Source organism: Nitrosopumilus piranensis (assembly GCF_000875775.1).
GTDB classification, from domain to species: domain Archaea; phylum Thermoproteota; class Nitrososphaeria; order Nitrososphaerales; family Nitrosopumilaceae; genus Nitrosopumilus; species Nitrosopumilus piranensis.
This window is the reverse complement of sequence record NZ_CP010868.1, coordinates 1,421,640-1,444,878: the sequence shown is the minus strand read 5'-3', so window position 1 is coordinate 1,444,878 and position 23,239 is coordinate 1,421,640. Positions and strand designations below refer to the sequence as shown.

At 35.7% G+C, this 23,239-nt stretch carries 26 protein-coding genes and 1 tRNA gene; 19 read left to right on the top strand and 8 right to left on the bottom strand.

The window, feature by feature from the left end; all coding sequences use genetic code 11:
- Nucleotides 1–109: 109 nt before the first annotated feature.
- The 3 genes from NPIRD3C_RS08740 to NPIRD3C_RS08730 all read left to right on the top strand — a co-directional run bounded on the left by NPIRD3C_RS08740 (nt 110) and on the right by NPIRD3C_RS08730 (nt 1,574).
- Entirely contained in the window at nt 110–370 is a 261-nt protein-coding gene (locus NPIRD3C_RS08740) for a hypothetical protein (protein WP_148703769.1), read from the top strand.
- Entirely contained in the window at nt 367–840 is a 474-nt protein-coding gene (locus NPIRD3C_RS10805; RefSeq protein WP_202812470.1) for an SHOCT domain-containing protein, read from the top strand. Before NPIRD3C_RS08740 ends, NPIRD3C_RS10805 begins: the two co-directional genes overlap by 4 nt.
- A 533-nt stretch (nt 841–1,373) precedes the next feature.
- Nucleotides 1,374–1,574 (top strand): hypothetical protein, encoded by a 201-nt coding sequence (locus NPIRD3C_RS08730; protein ID WP_148703768.1) that lies wholly within the window; start codon nt 1,374–1,376, stop codon nt 1,572–1,574.
- A gap of 41 nt (nt 1,575–1,615) precedes the next feature.
- Here the strand turns inward: NPIRD3C_RS08730 and NPIRD3C_RS08725 are convergent, their stop codons facing one another.
- Nucleotides 1,616–2,956 carry a tyrosine-type recombinase/integrase gene (locus NPIRD3C_RS08725; RefSeq protein ID WP_148703767.1) on the bottom strand — a complete coding sequence of 447 codons (1,341 nt, stop codon included), beginning with the start codon at nt 2,954–2,956 and terminating at the stop codon, nt 1,616–1,618.
- Nucleotides 2,957–3,000: 44 nt separating this feature from the next.
- Nucleotides 3,001–3,075 (bottom strand) — tRNA-Glu (locus tag NPIRD3C_RS08720).
- A gap of 112 nt (nt 3,076–3,187) precedes the next feature.
- Between NPIRD3C_RS08720 and NPIRD3C_RS08715 the strand changes: the two genes are divergently transcribed.
- Both NPIRD3C_RS08715 and NPIRD3C_RS10740 read left to right on the top strand, forming a co-directional pair.
- On the top strand, nt 3,188–4,066 hold the full coding sequence (locus NPIRD3C_RS08715; protein WP_148703766.1) for a hypothetical protein: 879 nt from the start codon (nt 3,188–3,190) through the stop codon (nt 4,064–4,066).
- A gap of 53 nt (nt 4,067–4,119) precedes the next feature.
- The gene (locus NPIRD3C_RS10740; protein ID WP_014962771.1) at nt 4,120–4,263 is read left to right on the top strand and encodes a hypothetical protein; all 144 of its coding nucleotides are present in this window, start codon (nt 4,120–4,122) and stop codon (nt 4,261–4,263) included.
- A gap of 35 nt (nt 4,264–4,298) precedes the next feature.
- Here the strand turns inward: NPIRD3C_RS10740 and NPIRD3C_RS10735 are convergent, their stop codons facing one another.
- Nucleotides 4,299–4,466, bottom strand: a complete 168-nt coding sequence (locus NPIRD3C_RS10735) for a hypothetical protein (RefSeq protein WP_192827846.1) — start codon at nt 4,464–4,466, stop codon at nt 4,299–4,301.
- Between the two features lie 146 nt (nt 4,467–4,612).
- Here NPIRD3C_RS10735 and NPIRD3C_RS08710 point away from each other — a divergent pair, with 146 nt between their 5' ends.
- Both NPIRD3C_RS08710 and NPIRD3C_RS08705 read left to right on the top strand, forming a co-directional pair.
- Entirely contained in the window at nt 4,613–6,022 is a 1,410-nt protein-coding gene (locus NPIRD3C_RS08710) for a peptidase (RefSeq protein WP_182126724.1), read from the top strand.
- A 46-nt stretch (nt 6,023–6,068) separates the two neighbouring features.
- A complete protein-coding gene (locus NPIRD3C_RS08705) occupies nt 6,069–6,425 on the top strand; it encodes a tetratricopeptide repeat protein (protein ID WP_148703764.1) in 357 nt (118 codons plus the stop codon).
- A 4-nt stretch (nt 6,426–6,429) separates the two neighbouring features.
- Here the strand turns inward: NPIRD3C_RS08705 and NPIRD3C_RS08700 are convergent, their stop codons facing one another.
- Nucleotides 6,430–6,906, bottom strand: coding sequence for a hypothetical protein (locus tag NPIRD3C_RS08700; protein ID WP_148703763.1), 477 nt, complete (start codon nt 6,904–6,906; stop codon nt 6,430–6,432).
- 83 nt (nt 6,907–6,989) lie between these two features.
- Here NPIRD3C_RS08700 and NPIRD3C_RS08695 point away from each other — a divergent pair, with 83 nt between their 5' ends.
- Nucleotides 6,990–7,631, top strand: coding sequence for a hypothetical protein (locus NPIRD3C_RS08695; protein ID WP_148703762.1), 642 nt, complete (start codon nt 6,990–6,992; stop codon nt 7,629–7,631).
- A gap of 3 nt (nt 7,632–7,634) precedes the next feature.
- On the opposite strand, the gene NPIRD3C_RS08690 is transcribed toward NPIRD3C_RS08695, so the two are convergent.
- Nucleotides 7,635–9,866, bottom strand: a complete 2,232-nt coding sequence (locus tag NPIRD3C_RS08690; RefSeq protein ID WP_425338873.1) for a beta-propeller domain-containing protein — start codon at nt 9,864–9,866, stop codon at nt 7,635–7,637.
- A 119-nt stretch (nt 9,867–9,985) separates the two neighbouring features.
- Between NPIRD3C_RS08690 and NPIRD3C_RS08685 the strand changes: the two genes are divergently transcribed.
- Nucleotides 9,986–10,729, top strand: coding sequence for an ArsR/SmtB family transcription factor (locus NPIRD3C_RS08685; protein ID WP_148703760.1), 744 nt, complete (start codon nt 9,986–9,988; stop codon nt 10,727–10,729).
- Here the strand turns inward: NPIRD3C_RS08685 and NPIRD3C_RS08680 are convergent.
- Nucleotides 10,726–11,043 carry a nitroreductase/quinone reductase family protein gene (locus NPIRD3C_RS08680; protein ID WP_148703759.1) on the bottom strand — a complete coding sequence of 106 codons (318 nt, stop codon included), beginning with the start codon at nt 11,041–11,043 and terminating at the stop codon, nt 10,726–10,728. The genes NPIRD3C_RS08685 and NPIRD3C_RS08680 overlap by 4 nt on opposite strands.
- Nucleotides 11,044–11,131: 88 nt before the next feature.
- On the opposite strand from NPIRD3C_RS08680, the gene NPIRD3C_RS08675 reads away from it, so the two are divergent.
- The 6 genes from NPIRD3C_RS08675 (at nt 11,132) to NPIRD3C_RS08650 (ending at nt 18,382) form a co-directional block, all read left to right on the top strand.
- Nucleotides 11,132–11,584: a PRC-barrel domain-containing protein gene (locus NPIRD3C_RS08675; RefSeq protein ID WP_148703758.1), complete on the top strand. Its 453-nt coding sequence runs from the start codon at nt 11,132–11,134 to the stop codon at nt 11,582–11,584.
- A gap of 219 nt (nt 11,585–11,803) precedes the next feature.
- Nucleotides 11,804–12,802 carry an ATP-binding cassette domain-containing protein gene (locus NPIRD3C_RS08670; RefSeq protein ID WP_148704186.1) on the top strand — a complete coding sequence of 333 codons (999 nt, stop codon included), beginning with the start codon at nt 11,804–11,806 and terminating at the stop codon, nt 12,800–12,802.
- Nucleotides 12,799–13,584, top strand: a complete 786-nt coding sequence (locus NPIRD3C_RS08665; RefSeq protein ID WP_148703757.1) for an ABC transporter permease — start codon at nt 12,799–12,801, stop codon at nt 13,582–13,584. The genes NPIRD3C_RS08670 and NPIRD3C_RS08665 overlap by 4 nt, the downstream gene beginning before the upstream one ends.
- Before the next feature lie 71 nt (nt 13,585–13,655).
- Complete coding sequence (locus NPIRD3C_RS08660; protein WP_237087652.1) at nt 13,656–15,233, top strand: 6-bladed beta-propeller; 1,578 nt, start codon at nt 13,656–13,658, stop codon at nt 15,231–15,233.
- Between the two features lie 86 nt (nt 15,234–15,319).
- A complete protein-coding gene (gene pstS, locus NPIRD3C_RS08655) occupies nt 15,320–16,573 on the top strand; it encodes a phosphate ABC transporter substrate-binding protein PstS (protein WP_148703756.1) in 1,254 nt (417 codons plus the stop codon).
- A gap of 177 nt (nt 16,574–16,750) precedes the next feature.
- Nucleotides 16,751–18,382, top strand: a complete 1,632-nt coding sequence (locus tag NPIRD3C_RS08650; RefSeq protein WP_148703755.1) for a hypothetical protein — start codon at nt 16,751–16,753, stop codon at nt 18,380–18,382.
- Between the two features lie 25 nt (nt 18,383–18,407).
- Here NPIRD3C_RS08650 and NPIRD3C_RS08645 read toward each other — a convergent pair whose 3' ends face one another.
- Together NPIRD3C_RS08645 and NPIRD3C_RS08640 are read right to left on the bottom strand one after the other, a co-directional pair.
- A complete protein-coding gene (locus NPIRD3C_RS08645) occupies nt 18,408–18,599 on the bottom strand; it encodes a hypothetical protein (RefSeq protein WP_148703754.1) in 192 nt (63 codons plus the stop codon).
- Between the two features lie 71 nt (nt 18,600–18,670).
- A complete protein-coding gene (locus tag NPIRD3C_RS08640) occupies nt 18,671–19,678 on the bottom strand; it encodes a phosphate uptake regulator PhoU (protein WP_237087651.1) in 1,008 nt (335 codons plus the stop codon).
- Between the two features lie 153 nt (nt 19,679–19,831).
- Here NPIRD3C_RS08640 and pstC point away from each other — a divergent pair, with 153 nt between their 5' ends.
- Genes pstC through NPIRD3C_RS08620 form a run of 4 tightly spaced genes read left to right on the top strand, consistent with a single transcriptional unit; the run spans nt 19,832 to nt 23,227 of the window.
- On the top strand, nt 19,832–20,809 hold the full coding sequence (pstC, locus tag NPIRD3C_RS08635; protein WP_148703752.1) for a phosphate ABC transporter permease subunit PstC: 978 nt from the start codon (nt 19,832–19,834) through the stop codon (nt 20,807–20,809).
- Nucleotides 20,806–21,738 (top strand): phosphate ABC transporter permease PstA, encoded by a 933-nt coding sequence (gene pstA, locus NPIRD3C_RS08630; RefSeq protein ID WP_148703751.1) that lies wholly within the window; start codon nt 20,806–20,808, stop codon nt 21,736–21,738. Before pstC ends, pstA begins: the two co-directional genes overlap by 4 nt.
- Entirely contained in the window at nt 21,735–22,568 is an 834-nt protein-coding gene (gene pstB / locus NPIRD3C_RS08625) for a phosphate ABC transporter ATP-binding protein PstB (protein WP_202812469.1), read from the top strand. The genes pstA and pstB overlap by 4 nt, the downstream gene beginning before the upstream one ends.
- Nucleotides 22,568–23,227 (top strand): phosphate signaling complex PhoU family protein, encoded by a 660-nt coding sequence (locus NPIRD3C_RS08620; protein WP_148703750.1) that lies wholly within the window; start codon nt 22,568–22,570, stop codon nt 23,225–23,227. Before pstB ends, NPIRD3C_RS08620 begins: the two co-directional genes overlap by 1 nt.
- The last annotated feature ends 12 nt before the right edge of the window (nt 23,228–23,239 follow it).

Sequence of the window (23,239 nt, the reverse complement as noted above, 5' to 3'; positions counted from 1 at the left end):
TATGACGCTATATTAATATAGTACACTATATCATACTATATGAAATAATGAGTAATTTCTTGATAAAATGCCGATTTTTGTGTGATTTACTAATTGTGCGAGGTCTGTAATGAATCAAAGATCAAATCACAAACAGATGCTCGAAAAAACCACTGATGATTGGTATGATGGTGATCAGACTGATAGTTTTTGGAATGCGTATAGAACAATATCTTACAAATTCAAGGGTGATGACACGATAAACACTGTAGAACTTACCCGTTTTCAGTATGAGAATTTCAAGACACTCCCAGTAGTAGAATATTGCAAGATTGAGGTGTCACGTCCTAAAATATTTGGGCCATCTCTGATGGGGGCAGGCACATCATGAAAGACATTCCCTTGTGGGAAAACGAAGAGAATCTCTTGGAGGTCAAAATAGGACTGCCTGGTATGATTGCCAATACTGCTGGAGGACGTACGGGAAAGCTGATGATTACCAATATGAGAATAGTATGTTCTTTTCCTGGGTTGGGATTGTTTTATGAAATGCCACATGACATGATAACTAGCTTCAAATGGGACTCGGGATTTTTGAGGGGCGGAAATTTCAAGATAACCTGGTTTGTAAATCAACAAAGTGCCCAAGTACACTATCAGACAAACCACAAAAAGAAAATTGTAAAGTTGCTTGAAAAAATGCCGTACTATGACAAACCGGCAGTTCTAAAACCATGGCCTGTCCAAACCCAAGAAAACAGAGTTGACGAGAACAACCTGACAGGCATTTTAAAAACCAGATATGCCAAGGGAGAAATTTCCAAAGAGGAATTTGATGAAATGAGAAAAGACCTGGAATGATCTTTGATTATTTTCTTAGACTATCAAACCCCCAAAACTAATGCTGATCCTAATTAAAAAAACTGAAACTGAAAAACAAAGATATGGTATATTGCGAATAATTTTCTTCAGAAATAAATTTCCTTAAAATCTGTAATTATTTTATAAAATAATATTTTGTGTATGTAATTTACTGAATTATGTTAATAATCTGTTATTTTTAGAAATGCTAGCTAGTAGCTAAAGGTATCATATACTATGTTGTAGTGGTTTGTAGTTGTTTATGGTACTCCATGTCACTCTGTATGTTTTGGATATTGTTGATAGTAGTATATTGCGAATAATCTCTGATTTAGAGTGGTTTTTAAAAGATTGAAATAATTTCACAAAATCAAATATTTTATGTGCATTTTTCAATATAATACCCATAATCCATTAAAATTAGCGATTGAGACCAAGTGGAACAATTCCATGTTGTCACAAATGAACAATTGACTAAATTAACAAAAACATAATGCCTTTTTGTACTTAAAAATAGATTAAACTTGGATTGTATGTCTGAGTCTGAAATCTTGTATTATGCAATTATTAAAAAAATCAATGTCAAAGACAACAACACTACAAAAATAACGATTCCAAGAGAAGCTATACTGGCTGCAAATGCTGAATCTGATTATTACACAATCGTCTCCTACTCAAACAGGATTGAAATAAGGCCGTATGAATTAAAATTTGCTGGCCAGAAACAGGATTGAATTGTTCATGTGTTGTGTCTTGTGAGGTTGTCTATTTCTGATTATTTTTTGTCTTTTCTGAATGCATTTAGCTCTGCTCGCATCGTAATCATCTCATCTTGTATCTTTTGATAATCTTTCTGCATCTTTCTTGCAAAGAATTCTTCCTGAAGTCTTGTAACTGTTAGTTCTTTTTGTTTTTCTAACAATTCGTCAACTTGTTTGATCTTCTCTTCAAACTGCTCTCTTTCTTTCTTTTCTTGTTCTTCTTTTTCTATTGAAGCCTCCAAACTTAGTGGTTTTCCACATTTTGAACAGATCTTTGCATCATGAGAATTTGAAATATTGCAAATGTGACACATTTTTGGTCTGCTTACGATGTCATCGTTTTTGTTATTTGAAATTCCATAATGCTTGAAAATTGCTTCCTCTACATCTGAGTTCATCATGTGTTCATATCTGTCTGGCATCTTGGAGCCTGATGACCACCCATACCTCTTCTTTTGTAAGGACTCTGTAAGAAACATTCCTGTTTTTGTAGCTCCTGTGTGGCGGAATAGATTTGGCCATACTCTCTTGTGAATTTGAGCAATATCACAAATTCTTTGCAGTCTTTTTCTCATTGCAGCATATGACCAGGGCTTTCCAAATTTCTTTTCATCCATTGCAATCCATAATGGTGCCTCCGGATCAGAACTGTTTGGATGTTTGTCAAAGTATGATGCCAAGTCTGGCACACATTCAATTACTCTTACTGGTCTTGGACCTGTCTTCCCATCAACTACGATTACAGCTCCTTTGTCATCAAACTTTACATGCTTTATCTGCCGACTCAATATTTCTCCTGGTCTGCAAGCTAAATCTGAAAATGTATGAACAAATGCCCTGTCTCTGAGATTACTTCCGCATGCCTTGAGCAAAGAATTTTTTTCTACTTCTGTGATTAACATATCTGCAGTAAGATTTTCTCTGGGTTTCTTGACTCTAATCCATGAAGTTTCAGTTGGGTCTCCTACTTGTTTTTGGTCCCTTGAACCACGCTTTAACCATCTGTAGAAATTTTTTAGAATTTTTTTGTGGTCTGCAGTGGTATTGGTTTCCTGACCACTCTTGCTGAATTTCTTGTTAAAGTTGTACACCAATTCTTCAATGTCTTCTTTATTGGTATCTTCCCAATCCTTGTTTAGCATTCTTGAAAGTGAAAGTATTGTTCCAAGAATCTTTGAGCGTCTTGCATCTGATAATGATTCATTTACCAAGACGCGGTCAAATTTTTTGATAACCCTTACATTGTTGTCACTGAGGTCCTTTTCCATTAATGCAAAAGTTCGTGTGATAATTTTGTCATAATCGTATATTCTTATCTTGTCTTGTTTGGAGCCTGAAATCTGCTGTTTTGACATTGCTATATTGTATAGCCGTGGGGGGATTTAAACCAGAATGATAATGCTCCCACCGGGATTTGAACCCGGGTCACAGCCTTGAGAGGGCTGTATGCTTAACCGGACTACACTATAGGAGCTTAATCCAAAACAATCTATGTCTCAATTTAAAGGAAAGGTTTTGACTTTACATGAATTTGTTAAACTTTGTGAGTTTGGCAATTTATAGAAAATCTAGTAATATCATTTCATATGGATTTGAAAAAACTTGCTCAAAGACTAGAGTTATCTGATTTTCCTGTGGGTCTAGGTGGATGTAGAATTTCTGAAAACTGTTTTGATTCATGTGCATATGATATTGTAGTTTTTGATGACAAATCAGAACCTGATCAAATTATACAAATTGATAATGAAACTGTCGTTCTTTATCATGGTACATTTTCTGAAAACAATTCAAAAAAACTATTGCAATATGATAACATGCAAATTCTTCAAGATGACTCTTGGGAACTTCGTATGTTTCTCTCAAAAATCAAAGAAAAACGTCCATCTCTGTTTTCTGATTTTGCTAAAAATTCTTTGATTGAATCAATGTTTTGCTGCCAAAAAACTAAAGAAGCAATTGAGAATTCTGATGAATTTGCTCCTTGTTGGCAAAAGTGTGCATCATTTTATTTGGCAGATGCCATCTCATCATTGAATAATCAGAGGTTAGGACCTACGCATCTACTTGACTCTTTAAGAAAATTAAAAAAAACTCTAATCAATGAACACATCTCTGTTGTAACTCAAACAGTTGGAATTGAAAGGGCCACACCTGTCTTACTTGAACGCATGACAAAGTCTACCATCGGATTTTCTGATATGGTTGAAAATAGTAATTCCCAAGTCATTCAAAAAAAGCATGACTATTTTTTACAAAATTCGATGATTTCAGATTGCTACTTTTATCTTGGATATCTCAACAAGGAAAATTTCATAAAAATCAAAGACACGCTACACAGAAATCCTGATCTTATTCATGTGCTAAAGACTGCATTTGATATTGAGGCTGATTCTAATGTATTGCTACAACAGGCTGATTTAATTCAAAATTCTTGCAATAGATTACTTGGAGCAGGCTTGGAATAATTCTTCCATCGTCTTGTACTAACCTTTTAAAATAAGTAAGATTATGGTTTGTCATGACAGATCAAGCATGTGGATGCGAAGCTGATAGCGGCGATCCTGATTATGCATGTGATTGTGCAATGCAAGGTCATTGCATCTGTAGTGCAGATTGCAAATGTAATACTGACGTTTGTAAAGAAGCTACTAAAGACATGTAATTGGATTATTCCAATTTTTTCTTTTATTTTTAAAATTACTCTTCGTCTTCTTCAAAGCCCCAAGATTTTACTAACTCTTTTTGGAACTTGTCGTTTTGTTTTGAATCAAGTGCAAATCCGCAATTTTTGTGGGTTGGTACAACATTCATTCCATCTAACTTGAATTCTACTTCATACAAGTGAACTTTTGGGCATTCACACATGTCTAACCAATCTCTAAATTTTCCTCTATATTTGCTTATTTGAACAAGGTTGAATAACGTTTAACTATCTCTTTTGATAATTTTTTTTAGATTTGAATAAACTGTTTACTCTTTCAATACTTTTGACTGTACTTTTAGGTACATTGATGATTCCTTCAGCATTTGCACAGATCCAATCTGGAGGTGTCGATAAACCTGGAACCTGGTATGTTGGTGAAGGTCTCAAACAAGGTGACTATTTTTCATACAATATGTGCCATGTTGACTACAAAGAATGTGCTCAATTTGGTCTTGATATGTGGATAAAGGGAGACAAGCAAGTTGGTAGCGAAACAAAGTGGTTAGCAGAAGTTGTAGTATATGATGGCAACAAAGTAATTGTTGGTGAAATGGAACTTGGAAAGATTGCACCTGAACCAACTGGCGGAAGTCCTGAATTGGGAGTATATCGTGGCGCATTCAAGTCTTCAGTAGCTTGGTTGTCTGCATTTGCTACATCTGATGGAAGTGCAGGTGGAAAAGGACCTAAAGCATTTAGTGCTACATCTTGGGGAAAGATTGGAAACATTGGTGGTGAACAAGTACTTCCAATGAAAATTGAAACAATTACTGTGCAATCTGGAACTTGGGATACTGTACAAATTGGATGGAAGACTGGTGGATATTCTAGTAAAGTTTGGATTGTAGATGAATTTCCATTTCCTGTAAAAGCACATACTTTGACACATGTCTCAGAAGGTATTCCACCAGCTGAATACAAATTTGAATTATTAAAATATCAAGAGAATGTATCTACTAGTCCATTTTCTGGAATTGTTTCAACTGTTGATACTTTTTCAGCACAAGGATGTGATACTAGCTTTGAAAGAGATACTCAAGTAAAGAAGGCCACCAAAAACTTTGCTTATCAAATTCATGTATTTTATGGACCTGAAGATCCTGTGCAAGGATGTGAAATGCAATGGCTAATCAAATTCATCAGTAAATTTGATGATACAGAATTTTTGAATCAAGTCCAATTTGATGTTCTGGTTGTAGATGATAATTTGACTCCGCTAAGATCCCTTGCTCAAGAAGAAGGCAGGCAATACCTCTATTCTCCATCAGGCCAGTATATTTTGGATATGGTAGTTAAGGAAAAACCAGGAACTGCAAATTATGTTATTTGGATTTATGGCTTGGCCCCTGAAGGACTTGTCCCATCAACTCAAGATGATTATTTGGAAATTCCTATTACAATTTATGGTGATGGAAGCACAGTAACTCCCCCAGTAAGCACAACTCAAAAAATCCCTGAATGGATTAAGAACAACGCTGGATGGTGGGCAGATGGCGCAATTGATGATAACTCCTTTGTTCAGGGTATTCAGTTCCTAATCAAAGAAGGAATTATGCAGATTCCACCAACTGCACAAGGAACTGGCTCTTCAAATGAAATTCCCTCTTGGATAAAACAAAATGCTGCATGGTGGGCAGATGGCGCAATTGATGATAACTCCTTTGTTCAGGGCATTCAATTCCTAATCAAAGAAGGAATCATGAGCATCTCTTCATGATTGTCTACATTCAAATTGTGAACTAGCTAAACTCAATTGAGGAAAAATGGTTGGACTTTTCAAGCATCCTAAACGTAAAATAAAAAAATTGATCAAAGATGGTGAGTATGGAGACGCAATAAAACTTGGAAAAAGTCTAGAATCTCAATATTCAGATGATCATGATTTTATGTTCATTATGGGCAGTGTCTATTTTTTAGTAGATGATGCAAAAAATGCATTACCATATTTTGAGAAAGCATTTGAGCTAGATGAGACTGACGTTGAGACACTAAAACTAAAGACCAATGTTCATTTGGCTTTGGAACAAAAAGACAAAGCCATAGAGTGCTGCAAACAAGTTCTAAAGATAGACTCTAAAAATTCTGAAGCCCAAGACTTGCTTGAAAAACTAGAAAACTAGTAGATTATTTCTTTTTCATCTGATATGCATTTTCCATTAACCAATCACAAAATGCTGTAACTTTTTCATCAAACTCAGTCCAGATGTGTACTGAGTGAGGCAAAATGTCTATCTTCCAGTTTTTCCCAAAAACTCTGACCCCTTCTTTGTTCTCATACATGTATGCATCTTCTGTTTGAACATCTCCTAAGAACTCCAATGCCTTTTGTTTGATTTGCTCTCTGTCTATTGGAAATCTCTTTCTTTCATAGTCTACGATCAAGCTCAAATCCCTTTTCCCATACATCTCAAATTCTTCGATTCTTCCTTCTTTTGGAAAATTCACAACTAGTTTGATGTTGTATTTTTTGCCTACCTCTTTTCCAATATCGACAATTCTGGTGTATCCCATTGCTGGGTTTTTCTTTAAGAGAAACCGAATCTGCGCCAAGTCCTTTTTCAAAGCATCTTGAAGATCTGCAATCAATTCTGAAAATATCATGATTATTTTGAAAAGAAATTCCTATTATAACCATTAATTTTTTCCCAGATTGGTTTTTTTAGAACTTTGGAATGGCTTAGGGTATGGCAATGCCGACTGATGACTCTATGAGAACTGGTGATGAGTCAGAGAGAACTACTGATGTGAACTCATATCAAAGGACATGCATGGACTTTATCGAAGATATTTCTCATGACTATGAGGCATGGGTTGATTATTACAAATTGCCTGAAGATGAAGATAAACGAAGAAGAGAAGGAATTCGTGCAACCATTACTAAAACAAACACTTGGATTGCAAAAGTAGCAACATCGATTCCAGCAATAGATGTTGTAATGAATGACGGTATACAAAAGATGGCAGAATCAACTGCTGGAAAACCTCTCCAAATTGGAGTCTTTGTAAACAAGACTGCAAGTTACACTGAGGCAAAACCTGGAATAATTGATGTAAATGTAAAAGCAACTGCAAGAAAAGGTAGGAAAGTTAGACTGGGATATCACTTCAAAGATGACCGATTTAGGATAGAATCAACATGTGGCGCATACTTGGATGAGACAAATCTGCCCCTAGATGATTTTGAATTTATGGATATACATCTAAAACTTCATGCAGAAAATGCAAAGCAGCGAGATGTCATATCATTTACGGTTACCATTTATGAATTTGAAAATGATGTTGAAACAGAAAAGCGAGGACTAAGTACTATAGTTCACATTGTTTGAATTCTATCTGACAGGTTCTACTTCCATTACTGGCTCTTCCAAGTAATCAATAAACTTGCCAGTGTTCTCTAGTTTTATTGAATTAATCTTTTCTAGATTCTCAAAAGAATTCATCTTCAAGTATCCTTGTGATGCTGTGTATAAAACATCATCGATGTAAAATGTTCTAGCATCTCCCATGCCGTAGTATCTTGAATCACTATCTGAATGAGTGATTGTTCCTTTGATGCTAAATCCATTTGTCTCATCTATATCAAATACATAGAATCCACTCCAGCGGTTGTACTCTGGTGCAAACATCTTTGAAGAAATTCCCTCCAAGCCCTTTGAATCGCTACTTATTGGAATTGAAAGCACGTTTCTTGTCTTATCAAAGAAGAATGCCTTGTGGTTGTGTAATGCTTCAGAATGACTTGACCTGTCTCCAATAATATAGTCATCTACAACTTTGGGGTTCTTTACATCTGCTACATTAAACAATGCAATTTTGACTCCCAATTGCTGAACTCTATCATTACTATCCACTTTGGTGTCTCTGCCCACTCCAATTACATGCTCTTCATCAAATGGATGCAAATAGTTTGAGAATCCAGGAATCTTTAGTTCGCCTAGAATCTTTGGTGTGTCAGTTGATAAATCGATTACAAAGAATGGGTCAATCTGCTCAAATGTTACCAAGTAGAGCCTATCGTCCATGAATCTTGATGAAAATATGCTCTCATCAGGTGCAATGTTTTCTAGTTCTCCAACTATGTTGAGCTGATCATCTAAGACATAGACTGCATTTGATCTGACTGTTCCTTCATGCTGAATGTAATACTCTATTGTGGTTGCAACTCTGAATCTGTCTCCTGACTCATCCATTGAGAACTGGTTAAGTAGTCTTCCTGGGACAGTTCCCTTTGCAACATATTCTATTTTGTCCTCATCAATTGAAATTTTATGAATGATTGTCTTTCTTGTTTCTTCTTGGATTTTTGCATCATACTCATTTAGCGCATCTCTAATTTTTTCAAATAATTCCTCTTTGTCTTTTTTGTCCATTTTGTTGTAAAAGTCTTGCATAAATTCAGAAATCTTTACCCATTGTTGGGATGAACTTAGTGATGAATCATTTTTGATATTGTTAATTTGGTTTTGAATGTCAATTGGCAATAGTGGAACAATTACTTCATAGAATCTATCTCGTGATGAGTTTTCATAGAATCCAAATGGCATGTTTTGCTGATATGTCACGTAGAAATTATTCTCTGAAACATAGAATGAGCCCGTATATCCCATAAGGAATGTCTCAGAGTTTACTGTATCTCCAAAGATATCAATTGCAGTTAATGTGTTAAAGTTTGAAAACTCTTCGACATTATCAAAGTAAAATGCCTCTGGTGTCATGATTCTAACAGAATCCTCCATTATTACTGGGAGTCTTGGGTGTTGGTGGTTGATGTGGCTATTTGTAACAAAATATGCATAGTCTCCAATCATTCGGGCATCTCTGAAATGACCATCAATTGAGTAGTCCTTGAGAATTGTTGGGTTTTCCTTGTCTGAGACATCTACAATCAATGCATGAGTAACTGGACTGTAAGATGGTCTTGGGATAAAGTCAAACTGTGGAATGATCTCTTCGTCACTTTGTCCGTTGTAAAATATCACCAATCTGTCACCGTTGAGGAACATGTTGTGAATGTATTGAGATTCAATGTCTAGGGCAATTTTTAGAATTAATTTTGCGTCTTTGGCAGGATACGCATCAATTATTGAAAGTGTATTTCTTGAAACAATATAGACATACTTGCCATCATTTTTGAGATAGTCTGGCTCATCAACATTTTGCACTTGAACATTTGTTGTTGAATACTCTGCACCTGACTGTCTTTTTTCCATCATCATTCCTGATTCAGGGACTGCAGTTGGCATGGCACTATCAAATGCCATTTCATCAACTGCTGCAAATGTTCTAATCATTCCATCACTGTATACTGTTCTAAACGTTGATGATGCCTCAAGAATTGATGCAAGATCTTCTTGTGATGATATTTTCTTTATGTCGTTTGTTCCTTCAAAAAATTCTGAAATTGATTTGTCTACATAGATAATTTCTGGTTCTGGTACCTCTGTAACTATTCTTGTTTGTGGCTCTTGGTCAAATGTTACGGAATATGTGATACCTGCTGTTACTATTACCGAAATGGCAACTACAATTGGGATTATTATTTTTGAGTTCATTTTTATCATCTTTTTTTGTTTATCCGTTTTAGTGATTACTATTCTTTGGTAGTTTGGGATAAAAGGATTAGTGAAATTGAAATTTTACCAAAGAACTTACATATTCAAGATTCTCCCTATCAAATTTGATGTCAGCTGAAAATCCTGATGACGGACTAACTGAGAAAATCAAAATTCTAGCCACAGATGATGAAAAAATAAAGTCCTTTGGAGAACTGTTTACAAATGATTCTAGCCGTGAAATTCTGCAATTGCTCTTCAACGAAGAGTTGACAGCAAACCAAATTGCACAAAAGACCGACATCTCACTGCAACTGGTAAAATACCATCTTAACAAATTACAAGACTTGGGTGTCGTAAAAATTTCAAAGATTGAAAAAAATTCAAAATCTCAAGACATGAAAGTTTATTCTGCTACAAAATTTAGTATTGTAATTGTTCCTCCAAAACTATCTGAAAAAACTAAAGAAAGCAAACTACTTGTTCGCTCATTTAGACACATCTACAAGGTAGCTGGACTTGCTATTGCAACTGGAGTTTCAGGATTATTGTCACTATCTCAACTGCAAGAAAAATCAATTCCAGTAGATTCCTCAAAACAGTTTGCTGCAACTGAAGACATGTCTAAGCGTCTAGAGTCAGGTGATGAATCTGTTGCTTCTGTCCATGTGGGAGAGCCTGAATCTATTGCTTCTGCTCCTGTTGCCGAATCACAATCACAGGATTTTGCACCACGAAGTTTAGAAATTACTGAAGATGTAATTGATTCTGGTGTAACTCAGATTGATTTGTTTATACCATTTGTAGTAATTACAGTAATTCTTGGCGGATTGACTGCATATTATTTGTGGAAATTTAAAAAATCTAGTTAGTCTAGAGTAACTTCTATTGTTACTCTTTTCTCTTTTGCCCTCTCTTCGCCAGGATATTTTAGCTCAGAAATTTTTTTGCCCAACTCTTCATCTGCAACTAGTTTTGCTTTTCCTAAAAAAACAGAATCATTGTATTGAATTTTTACTTGAGGATTTGCAATTACATTTTGAAACCAATCTCCATCTGGTCTGTGTCTTGAAAAATAGATTTTTCCATTATAGTTTACAGCCCTTAGCATCACTGCATGCTCTTTTCCTGTCTTTCTTCCCTTTGTTACTAGAACCGGCCTAAACAAGTCCTCTGTAATCTTCATGCGTAATTTCTTTCTGTCAAGTAATTTAACCCCATTGCTAGAAATTTCTGATATTTGGTATGATAAGCAAATCTGAACACCTCAATCCATGTCCGTAAAACTAGAAGGAATGCCATCAAACCTGGCTACTGCAGATACCTTTACTGGAAAAAAAGTCATAGATAGAGAAGGAATAGAGTACGGCAAAGTCAAACACATTCACATCAATCAAGACACACTTACCGTATCTGGTGTTACAATCCACCAAGGATTCAACAAAGACTATTTTCTCTCAAATGATTACATTGACAAATTCTCTGAGGAGAAATTACTTCTTTGTAGACCTCCTGTCCGAACAGGAATTCCTGTAATTGATATCGATGGCCGCAAGATTGGCAAAGTAAAGAGATTGCACAGACATCCTGATACCAATGAATTAGAATCAATCGAAGTATCAGATGGATTGATGCATTCAAAGATCCTATCCAAATCAGAAATTTGGGGAATTGGAGAAAAAATCATTTTAAGAATGACCAAAGACGAATTCAAGGAACTTGAATAATCTCTTTTTTTAATTTCTTTTTTCAAAAATCACTTAGCTTTTCTTCGAACAGTTTTCACAAACAGGAATTCCTTCCTGAATTACTACATCTACATTTGATGAGTGACATTTTTGACATAACCCTTTCATGAAGAATACTCTCAAATCACTCTTTAAATTTTTTTATGAATTAGTAATTGAATACTTAGCAATTTATAATTGAAAAATGCGATCTATGTGTTGCATTCCATAGAGACAAAATCACTGACAAAATCATTTGGTGATGTCATTGCAGTAGACGATATCTCATTTACTGTTGAGAATGGTGAGATCTTTGGATTTCTTGGACCTAATGGGGCAGGAAAAAGCACTACTATGATGATTCTAACAACTTTGCTAAAACCTACATCTGGCCAAGCTTTGATTTCTGGATATGATGTAAGAGTTGATGCAAAAAAGGTCAGAGAAAATATTGGATATGTTCAGCAAGAGACTACAGTAGATGAATATCTTACTGGACGAGAAAATCTCTTGTTACAAGCAAAACTAAACCACATACCAAAAAATGAAATTGATTCTAGAATTGATGAAGTTTTAGATTTAATTGAATTATCTGACAAACAAAACGAGCCAGTTGTAACTTATTCAGGTGGTATGAGAAAGAGACTAGATATTGCTGGTGGATTGTTGCATCGACCAAAGGTTTTGTTTCTTGATGAGCCAACAGTTGGGCTAGATATTCAGACTAGACGGAAAATTTGGGAATATATTAAAAAAATTCATGACGAGTTTGAGATGACAATATTTCTTTCAACCCACTACATGGAAGAGGCTGATCAACTCTGCGATAGAATTGGAATAATTGATGGGGGAAAAATTCAGGTGATAGATTCACCTGAAAACATGAAAAATGCTATGGGAAATGAAGTGATCTCTATTGTGACTGAGGATGATTCCAATAGGGACTCTTTCATATCTGAACTCAAAAAAATAGAGCCTATTAACAAAATTAATGAAGACAATTTCAAACTCACTTTGTTTGTATCAAATGGAGCTGAAGTTATCCCCAAAGTATTTCAAATTTCATCAGACATTGGAATCAAGATTACTTCTATCTCATTGACCCAACCCACACTTGATGATGTATTCATATCTTATACAGGTCATGAGATTCGAGACGATGATGTAACGTTTAATCGAAAACGAGAACACGCAAAAATGAAGAGGTTACGTGCATGAATACTTTGATGTGTGATACCTATACAATTTTTTGGAGAGAACTAAAACGATACAAAAAATCCCGCAGTGGTGTTTTAATTCGATTAATACAACCTGCAATCTGGATTATAGTGATTGGAAATACGTTTTCAGGAACTCAACCACTAATTCAATCAGTTGGTTTTGAAGGTGAGTACATTGAGTTTATGGCACCGGGTGTCATTATTCTTACTGCAATTTTTACAAGCATCTTTGGTGGTGTCAATACCTTGTGGGATAGACGATATGGTTTTATGAACAAGGCACTAACATCTCCAATTTCTCGCTCTGCAATCGCACTGGGAAAAATGTCTGCAATATCTCTAATTGCAGCTCTGCAAGCTAGTTTGATTCTGGGAATTGCTTTGGCAATTGGTGTAACGTTTCCAAATCCAATAATGATTGCCCCGATTATGGCAATTGTAATTTTGTTTTCTCTAGGATTTTCAGGAATCTCTGTGATGGTTGCAGCTACTGCAAAGTCTCAGGAGACCTTTTGGGGTGTAATCAATTTCCTTGGAATGCCTTTGTTCATGCTGAGTCCTGCACTGTTCCCCTTGGAACTGCTTCCTGATTGGCTTGCAACAATTGCAAAACTCAATCCTGTAACCTACACAGTTTTGCTTGTAAGGGAGATGATGACTGGTGTTTCTGAGGGAGGGGTGTCTGTATTGCTTAGCCTTGGAATTATCTTTGTCTTTGTATTGGTGATGGTTGGGCTTGCAAGCTATGTGTTCACGCGTGAAGTAAACAAACCATTTTGAGATAAAGTTGACAAAAAATCAAACTATTGTTAACTCTGTTGATCTTTGAGAAATTTTGAAACGACTATCTGTTGACAACAATACCTGCACTTGTAGCAGTCTTTTCTGTAATATTACTATCTAGCACTTTAACTCAATACTCTTTTGCTTTGGGTGACTATGACTTTATTTTGGAATGGGGGGAATTTGGAATATACACACCTGGATATTTTTCATATCCTGAATTTATTGCAGTTGATGAGGACGGAAACTCTTACGTCAGTGATTTAGGAAATAAACGAATTCAAAAGTTCTCAAGTGATGGTCAATACATTACTCATTGGGGACAGAGCGGAAAACTGCCTGGTGAATTTCATTACCCATCTGGTATTGCAATAAGCGGTGATTTAGTTTATGTTGCAGACCAGAGTTTGCATAGAGTTCAAGTGTTTACTATGAATGGAACCTATGTAGATGGATGGGGCAGCAAGGGAATTCATGATGGAGAGTTCAAGTATCCATATGGCATTGCAGCTGATTCAGAAAGTGTCTATGTCGTAGATACTGGCAATCAACGAATTCAAAAATTTACAACTGATGGGGAATTTGTTTTATCATTTGGAACTAGCGGAATGGGCCCAGGACAATTTCTTACAGCAATTGGAATTGATGTTGATGAAAACGGTGATGTCTATGTAACTGATAAAGGCAATCGCAAGATTGAACAATTTGATTCTAATGGAAATCACATAAAGTCATATCAGTTTAATGGACTAGACTATGTATTTTCCCCTGAAGGAATTGCAGTATCTCCTGAAGACAAAGTTTTTGTTACAAATTCAGATAATAACAAGGTTTTGTATCTTCACCTAGATGGTGATTTGCGTTTAGATATCTTTGAGAAGAACGGTCCGTTATCTCAAACCTTTACTAGATTAACTGATGTTGCATTGGGACCAAACGGAGAATTACTGGTAGTAGATTCTGCAGCACACAAGGTAAAATCATTTGAAACTCCCTTTTACTCAGAACCTGCGATAGTTGAAAAAGTAGAAATCATTGCACCTGAAATAACTGAAGATTACACCTTTGATGATATTGATCCTACGATCATGGCTCCAAGTGATATGAAATTAGAGGCAACTGATCTATTTACACCAGTATCAATCGGTGATGCGATTGCACATGATTTTCATAGTGGGATAAAGGCAATTTTGAATAACGCTCCTGAAGCATTCTCTTTGGGTGTAAACAAAGTCACCTGGATTGCATTTGATTATGCCGGAAATACTGCTGAAGATTATCAAATCATTACCGTCTTTGCATGTGGAAATGTTTATTCTGACTATAACATGGTAGTTGGCTCCGATGATGGCGATTATCTAGAGGGAACTGCTGCAAATGATCTAATCTTTGGACTAGGTGGAAACGATGTGATTAGCGGTCTTGAAGGAGATGACTGTATCTTTGGTGGGGACGGCGATGACATTATCTTTGGAAATGATGGATCTGACACCATTAATGGAAATGGTGGACATGACATCCTCAAAGGCGAATCAGGATATGATGTGATTTATGGCGGTTCAGGCTCTGATGTGATTGATGGTGGTTCTGAGAGTGATAACTGCTATGACTCACAAGAAAGCATCATTCTAAATTGTAATGACTAGAATTTCTATATAGTTAATAGAGTGATCTTGTTTTCCCGTAATCTATGATTGCTATTTGTAAATAAATTTCAAAACATGTTCTTTCAATGAGAAAACAAATAACATCAATACTTTTGATCGCAACATTAGTTGCTATCGTACCACCTCTTAATGCAAATGCCGATTCTATGCCTGATGCCCCAGATGCAAATGTTGAATTTAATTTGACAGGTGCCGGTGCAACATTTCCCTTTCCACTCATTGATTTGTGGAGAGTTGAATACAACAAAATTTACAACAATGTAAATCTCAACTACCAATCAATTGGAAGTGGCGGTGGAATCAAACAGCACATTGAAAAAACTGTAAACTTTGCAGCATCAGATAAACCAATGAGTGAAAAAGAAAGAGATCTAGCTAAAGGAACATTACACATCCCTGAATCAATTGGCGGTGTAGTGCTAGTTTACAACCTTCCTGAAGTCCCAAACAAAGGACTAAAACTGACTGCAGATGTTGTAGCTAAAATCTTCTTGGGAGAAATTACAAAATGGAATGATCCTGCAATTGCTGCAGAGAATCCAGGTTTGAATTTGCCTGACAAAGAAATAGTTACTGCACACAGATCAGATGGTTCAGGAACAACTTTCATCTTCACAGATTATCTAACAACTGTAAGCCCAAAATGGGATGAACAGATAGGTAAAGGAAAATCTGTTCCATGGCCTTCAGGTCTTGCTGCTGCAGGAAATGAAGGTGTTGCTGGAATTGTAAAATCAACTGCTTACTCAATTGGATACATTGAACTTGCATATGCATTCCAAACAGGAATGAGTTTTGCATTCATTGAAAATGCTGACAAAAGTGCATTTATTGAACCAACATTAGACAGCATCTCTGCTGCATCTAGTGGTGTTGCAAATTCCCTACCTGCAGCTGAAGAAAGCTGGGTTGGAGTATCTCTAGTAAATGCACCTGGTTCAGATTCATATCCACTTGCTAGTTTCACATACCTACTTGTGTATGATGATCTAAAACCAGTTACTAAAAACAAAGAGCAGGCAAAAGCAGTCATTCACCTTATTCACTGGATGATTACAGATGGTCAGGAATTCTCTTCTAGTCTTTTGTATGTTCCACTAGCTGACAAAGTCAAAGAGATAGGAAAGCAAGGACTATCCAAAATAACCTATGATGGTGAAGTACTTTGGGATTATCAGGCATCTGCAGATGGCGGTGCATTAGAAATTCCAAAATGGATTAGAGATAACGCAAAATGGTGGTCAGAAGGACTGATAACTGATCAAGACTATATCAACGGACTACAATTCCTAATCAAAGAAGGAATTCTCAAAGTCTAAACTCTTTTCTTTTTACTTTTATTTTTTGAAACTTGATATTACAAATTTTTATTCTAACTTCTTAGACTGATATTCAAAAAATTTCTCTATATAGCATTACGATGGCTATCTATTGATATATTCTAATTGGATAGAATGAGGATCTAGCTTATAGATAGAATTTCATTTTGATATTCAATGACTATCAAAAACGTACAAAACATTGCAGTGTTTAGCATTATTGCAACAATTGCTTTTGCTACTTTTGCAACTTCTAGTGTATTTGCAGAAGAGGATAGAAAATACAAAATGACTGGTGACATTACTCCTGTACTTACCTTTACATTTAGAGATGGAGTTGAAGTGTATTCATTTCCTGTCTTTAATATGGGTGAAAATCTCATAAGTGATTCAGGCGTATCCTTCTCAGTTGAAGGAACTGTTACCAAATCACCATTGTTGCACGAAGCAATGGATCAGGCATACAAATACAGATTCTCAAACAACGCATTTGATTATCAAATGAAATACTTTGACGTAGATGCGGCTTTTATTAAAGAAGGCAAATCTATCATGTCTATAGATTATAACACCTGTAGAATTGACAACTATCAAGTTGAAACTCTGGATTCCAACGACTATGAAAGCTATTTCAAAGATGTTGGATTTGCAGTTGTAGATAAGATAGACTTTGTATGTAGCGGTGTAGATATAGATAAAAAATTTGTAAAACCTGCCGTATCATTTACTGATTTTGGTGATTCTGGATTCAAGTTTGCAAAGGACACAAAAACTTTTGTGACTTTTATGTATGATAACGGTGCAGAAAAAATTCAATTTCCTGTGTTTAACCTAGTTTCAGCATATGAAGAATCTCAAGAGAATGTTATTGCAGAGTTTAAAGTGGAAGGTGTTTTAGAATATTATCCACTACTATACAAAGCAATTAAGAATTCAAAAGATGTCTCTGGAATGACATATGCATCAAATATAGACTTTGATGCTAAAGTCGAGTTTACTAATGGTGAGGAGACTTTGAGAGGATTCAATTTCAGAGAATGTGTTGTAAGTGATGCTAAGATTGTTACAAAGGCTGACAAAGAAGAAGGCTTTACCGGAAAAAGTGGCTTTGCTGTTGTTCATCAGTTAACCTTTACATGCTCTGGTATTAAGCCCATAAATTCAAACTTTGAAAAACTGTATGGAGATACTCCTATCTGGAAAACCTCCCAACTTTCAAATGTTTACATGGAATCTTTGCAAAATACTGATCAAGGACTAGATGTATTTACAACCTTTACCTTTGCAAACGGCATTGAGACAATAGAGTTTTCAATGTTTAAGCAAAGTGAAGTGTTGACTGCAACTGAAAATGTAAACAATGAAAACGGTAACACGGGTGTTGCTGCAGAAAAGTTTACAAGAAAAACTGTAGCTCCTACCTTGGAATTGCGAGGAATTGTAGGTGATTATCCAATGCTGTATAAGCATGTAGATAACAATCGTAAGATTCAAAGTGTTGCAGGATCTGCACTAAAAGATCTTGTAGACATTGATGTAGAAATTGTTTCTAATGGTGAAGTAGTTCGTGGATTTAACTATTCTACTTGTAGAGTAACTGATTACACTGTTGAAACAGATCCAAACAACGAAGAGAGCTACATCAAAAATAAGTTTGCATTAGAAAGCATCTTTAACTTTGAATGCCAAGGATATACTCCAAACAATCCAATCTACGATGCAATGTTTGAAATCGAATCTGCAAACAACATTAGTTCTGCAGACCTAAGAAATACCCAAGACTGGGGTAAAGGCTTCTACGTTCAGTAGATTCTTTTCCTTTTTCTTTATTTTATCAAATTGTTGCTAAATGATTTGCATTACAGCTAGCATATCCTGCAATATCGCTAAAATGTGCAGTCAACCAGATGTATGCATTTGCAACTGTTGATGAATCTACAATCCCTGCATGCTTCCAACACAATACTTGAGAGAACCACTCTATCACTGTGTAATTATAGCGATAATATGTTAAATCGTATTCCATCGTAATATTTTTGACAAATTAGATAGTTTTTATCATAAATTCAAGAACTTATGAGTAAATTTTCCTAAAAATTACTCTTCTATGATTATTTTTTGAATATTTTCATCTATGGCTACTTCTGCAATATCTCCTGAATATTCTGCAATTCTTCTCAGGTCTTGTAGAATGAATCTGATTGAAATGGAATTTTTGTCTGTATCTGAAACTTTGGACATTATCTGCCGTTCATCTTCAATCACATCTGCAACCTTCTGTGCAACCTTTTCGCCTTTAATGAAATCTTGATTTTGAACTGCCGTAATTGCTTCTTCAAATACTGTAAGGGATTCTTCAGATAGTCTTTTAATTTTATTGAATAACTTTGTATCTAGTTTTCCTTCGATGAATTTTTTTCTTTTTGCAACATGTGCTGCATGGTCTGCAATCCTTTCAATTCTTGTAACTACTGCTCTATACCCCAGACAATCTGATGGTTTTCTTAGTCCCATGTCTTGTAGTATGTTTTCATTTTCTACTGCTAATACCAGGTTACGTCTCATGTATAATCCAAATCTGTCTACCTCATCATCCATGTTTACCACTTCATCTGCGTGAATATCTTCTTCTTCATCAATACTCTCAACAGCTTCTCTTACCATATTGCTTGCCATAAGATACATTCTCTTGAGAGCTGTCTCAAATGATAATTCTGGAAGACGAGTTAGAATCTGAATTGAGATTTTCTCTGAACTAGATTCCACGATCTCAGTTCCGATCATACTTGTTCTAACTAATTCCCTGACATTTCTAGTGTGTTCTGTAGGAAGTCTGATTCCCTTTGATTTTATCTCAATGGTGTTGTATCCTCTAAGATATGCTGCAATTATTTTTCTTTTTATAGATTCACCTGATTCTTTTTGACTAGACGGAATGACTGCTATGGTTTTCCCCCCATTGTTGGTCTTTTCATTTGAAAATAGTGTTAATGATTGATTGGAATTCTTAACAATTGTAACGTTTTGCCCAACTTTGATCTTTAATTCCTCTATCCAGTTTTTTGGTAATGAAATAATGTATGTAGAGCCGCCACTGAGTTGCATACGTCTAGTTTGCTTTGAACTTTCAACGGTTTCCAATTGATTTCTATTTGGAAATTTTCCTTTTTACAATTTTGTTGAGGATCTATATAGAACTATGATGTTCTCATAAAATATGATCAGATCCTAGATAACATCACATTTACGCCCAAAATTGTGGGAAAGATAAAACTAAAATCTGAAAAATCTAGCAGACGACCAATCGCTGATAAAATCTTCAAAATTGGTGCAACCGTTGCGGGTGTTTATGTTTTAGTAATGGTAGTGTTATTGGTATTTCAATTATTTTCTGAATCTTATCCCATTTGGGAGGAAGAAGGATTATCTTTTATTTCTGGAACTGATTGGAATGCTGTAGAAGGTCGTGAATCATTTGGCGCACTGCCCTATATTTTGGGAACTTTGGTAACTGCTGCCCTTGCAATGATTATTGGTGTTCCGCTAAGTATTGGAATTGCGATGTTCATTTCAGATGCACCTGCAAAGATTGGAGGCCCTTTAGGATTTATTGTAGAATTGTTGGCAGCTGTCCCAAGTGTAATTTATGGACTGTGGGGTCTCTTTGTTTTTAGAATTTATTTCAAGGATTGGATTGAAACTCCACTTCATGATGTGTTTGGTGATTCTATTTGGTTATTTTCTGGAACTCCTTTTGGTTTGGACATCATTACTGCAAGTGTGATTTTAGCTATTATGATTATTCCAACAGTATCTGCTGTTTCTCGAGAAGTAATGAAGGCAGTCCCTCAACAACAAAAGGAGGCTGCATATATGCTTGGCGCAACAAAGTGGGAGATGTTCAAGCTTGCAGTATTTCCTTATTCAAAAACTGGTTTGATTGGGGCCTCTATTCTTGGATTAGGTAGAGCTGTAGGTGAGACAATGGCAGTGACTATGCTAATTGGAAATGCAACCGGAATTGCTGCAATCCCATCATCATTTTTCAAACCTAGCCAAACTATGTCTAGTATTATTGCAAATGAATTTGTTGAGGCATCCCCTGCATCACTTCATCTTCCCGCGTTGATTGGTGTTGCATTGGTTTTGTTATTAATTGCAATTGCCATCAATATTGTTGCTCACTTACTAGTTACTAGAATGCTCAAAGTAAAGGAAGGTGCGATTAACAATTGAGCACAACTAATGAAAGAAGACAAGAGTATCGCGCATTATTCAAACAAAATGTAGAGAAACGACTAGTCGTTGATAAAATTGTTAGAATTATTGTTTTTGCTTGTGTAATTATTGCAATAATTCCTTTAGGCAGTATTCTTGTTGAAGTTTTTAAAAATGGAATTGCTGCAATAAGCTATGAATTTTTAACTGCAACTCCTGGTGCAATTGGTTCCGGTGAAGGAGGAATTGGTCCTGCCATTCAAGGAACTCTGATAATTATTGGATTGTCTAGTCTGATTGGTGTTCCGATTGGTGTGATGTCTGGAATTTATCTCTCTGAATATGGCGACAATAAACTTGCTCGTACTATTCGATTCTTCAATGATGTGTTTATGGAATTCCCATCAATCGTTTTAGGAATATTTGCATTCTTGGTGATTGTATTGATTTTAGGACATTTCTCAGTTTGGGCAGGAGCGTTTGCACTGTCTTTGATTATGTTCCCAATAGTTGCTAGAACTACTGAGGAGTCTCTCAAAATGGTGCCTATAACATATCGTGAAGCAGGTACTGCCCTTGGACTTAAAAAATGGGTAATTACATTTAGAATTGTAGTTTCTGCTGCAAAAAATGGAATGATTACTGGAATTTTGCTTTCTGTTTCAAGAATAGGTGGTGAAACTGCTCCATTAATCATGACTATTTTGGGAAGCAGTCAATTCTTTAGCAGTATGGATGTTCCAATGGATGCGCTCCCATTACGAATTTGGAGATTGTCTTTGTTGCCTTATGATAGTGCGCAACTACAAGGCTGGGGATCTGCATTAGTCTTGATCTTCATTATTCTTGGAATCAATCTTACTGTTAGATACTTTTTTGCAAATAAGAAAAGAAAGAATGGATTATTCGGACAATTAATTAAGAAAGGAGGCAAGACTAAAAATTGACAGCATTGAGCGTTAAACCAACCGATATAGAAACACAGGTTACTTCTGATCCAACTATTACCGTTGATTCTGAAAAATATAAAATGATTGCTGAAAATGTCACAATCAGCTATGATGGTTTTGAAGCTGTAAAAAATGTCACAATGAAATTCAAAGAAAAATCTGTTACTGCCTTGATTGGACCATCTGGGTGTGGTAAGACAACATTTCTTCGTTGTCTAAACAGAATGCATGATATGACAAAAAATGCCAAAGTTGATGGTAAAGTGATGATTGATAATATTGATCTTTATGATAAATCAATTGATCCAATTTATCACAGAAGAAAAGTTGGAATGGTCTTCCAAAAACCAAATCCTTTTCCAACAATGTCTATTTATGATAATGTAACTGCTGGACTGAAACTAAACGGCGTTAGAGACAAAAAAATCCTTGATGAAATTGTAGAGGACTCCCTTAAGATGGCCTACCTTTGGGATGAGGTGAAAACTGATTTGAAAAAATCTGCAATTGAATTGTCTGGTGGTCAACAACAACGCCTTTGCATTGCAAGAGCATTGGCAATACAGCCTGAAGTGTTGCTTATGGATGAGCCTGCATCAGCACTTGATCCTATAGCCACCCAAAAAATTGAAGAGACAATTACTGAACTCAAAAAAGAGTATACTATCATTATCGTTACCCATAACATGCAGCAAGCAGTTAGGGTTTCTGATTATACTGGATTCATGTATCTTGGTGACTTGATAGAGTTTAGAGAAACAAAGAAACTCTTTACCGATCCTAAAGATGAATTGACTGCAAAATATGTTCAGGGTCAGTTTGGATAATGGCTCGTTTAATTGATCCCTCTTTAGAAAAACTGTCTTTTATTATGGCAGAGATGGGTGATATGGTAATTGAATCAATATCGCTTGCAATAGATTCGTATCTTGATGGGACAAACACGATGGATAAAGTCTTGGCATTATCTGATTCAATCCGCTCCAAATACTATGAAGTAGAAGACTTGACTTTTGACATGTTGCTAAAATTTCAACCAGTAGCTGACGATTTTAGATTGATACGTTCATCTACTGAAATATCTTACGCATTTTCTAGATTTGGTAGGTATGCCTATGATATAACACAAGTACGTGACTTGTTTGGAGATGTTTCAGAATGTACAAACGCATCACTAATTGAATCTACAAAAAAAGTAAAGCATATGATAAAAGAAGCAGTTATGTCATTTGCAGAACTTGATGTGAGAAAAGCAATTAAGATTCGTGAGGATGAAAAAGTAATTGATCAAATCTACAAAGACAGACTTCCTAAACTCATTGAATCAAACAACACCAAATGTGCTCTAGCTGAAGCATTACTCTTACGATATCTAGAACGTATTGGTGATCATGCTGTGTTTATGAGTGATGCAATTAACTACATCGTTACTGGAAAACACAGACCTAGTGAGGCTAGAATTGCATCTCATACAAAGTCTGACTAGGCGTACCTTGAT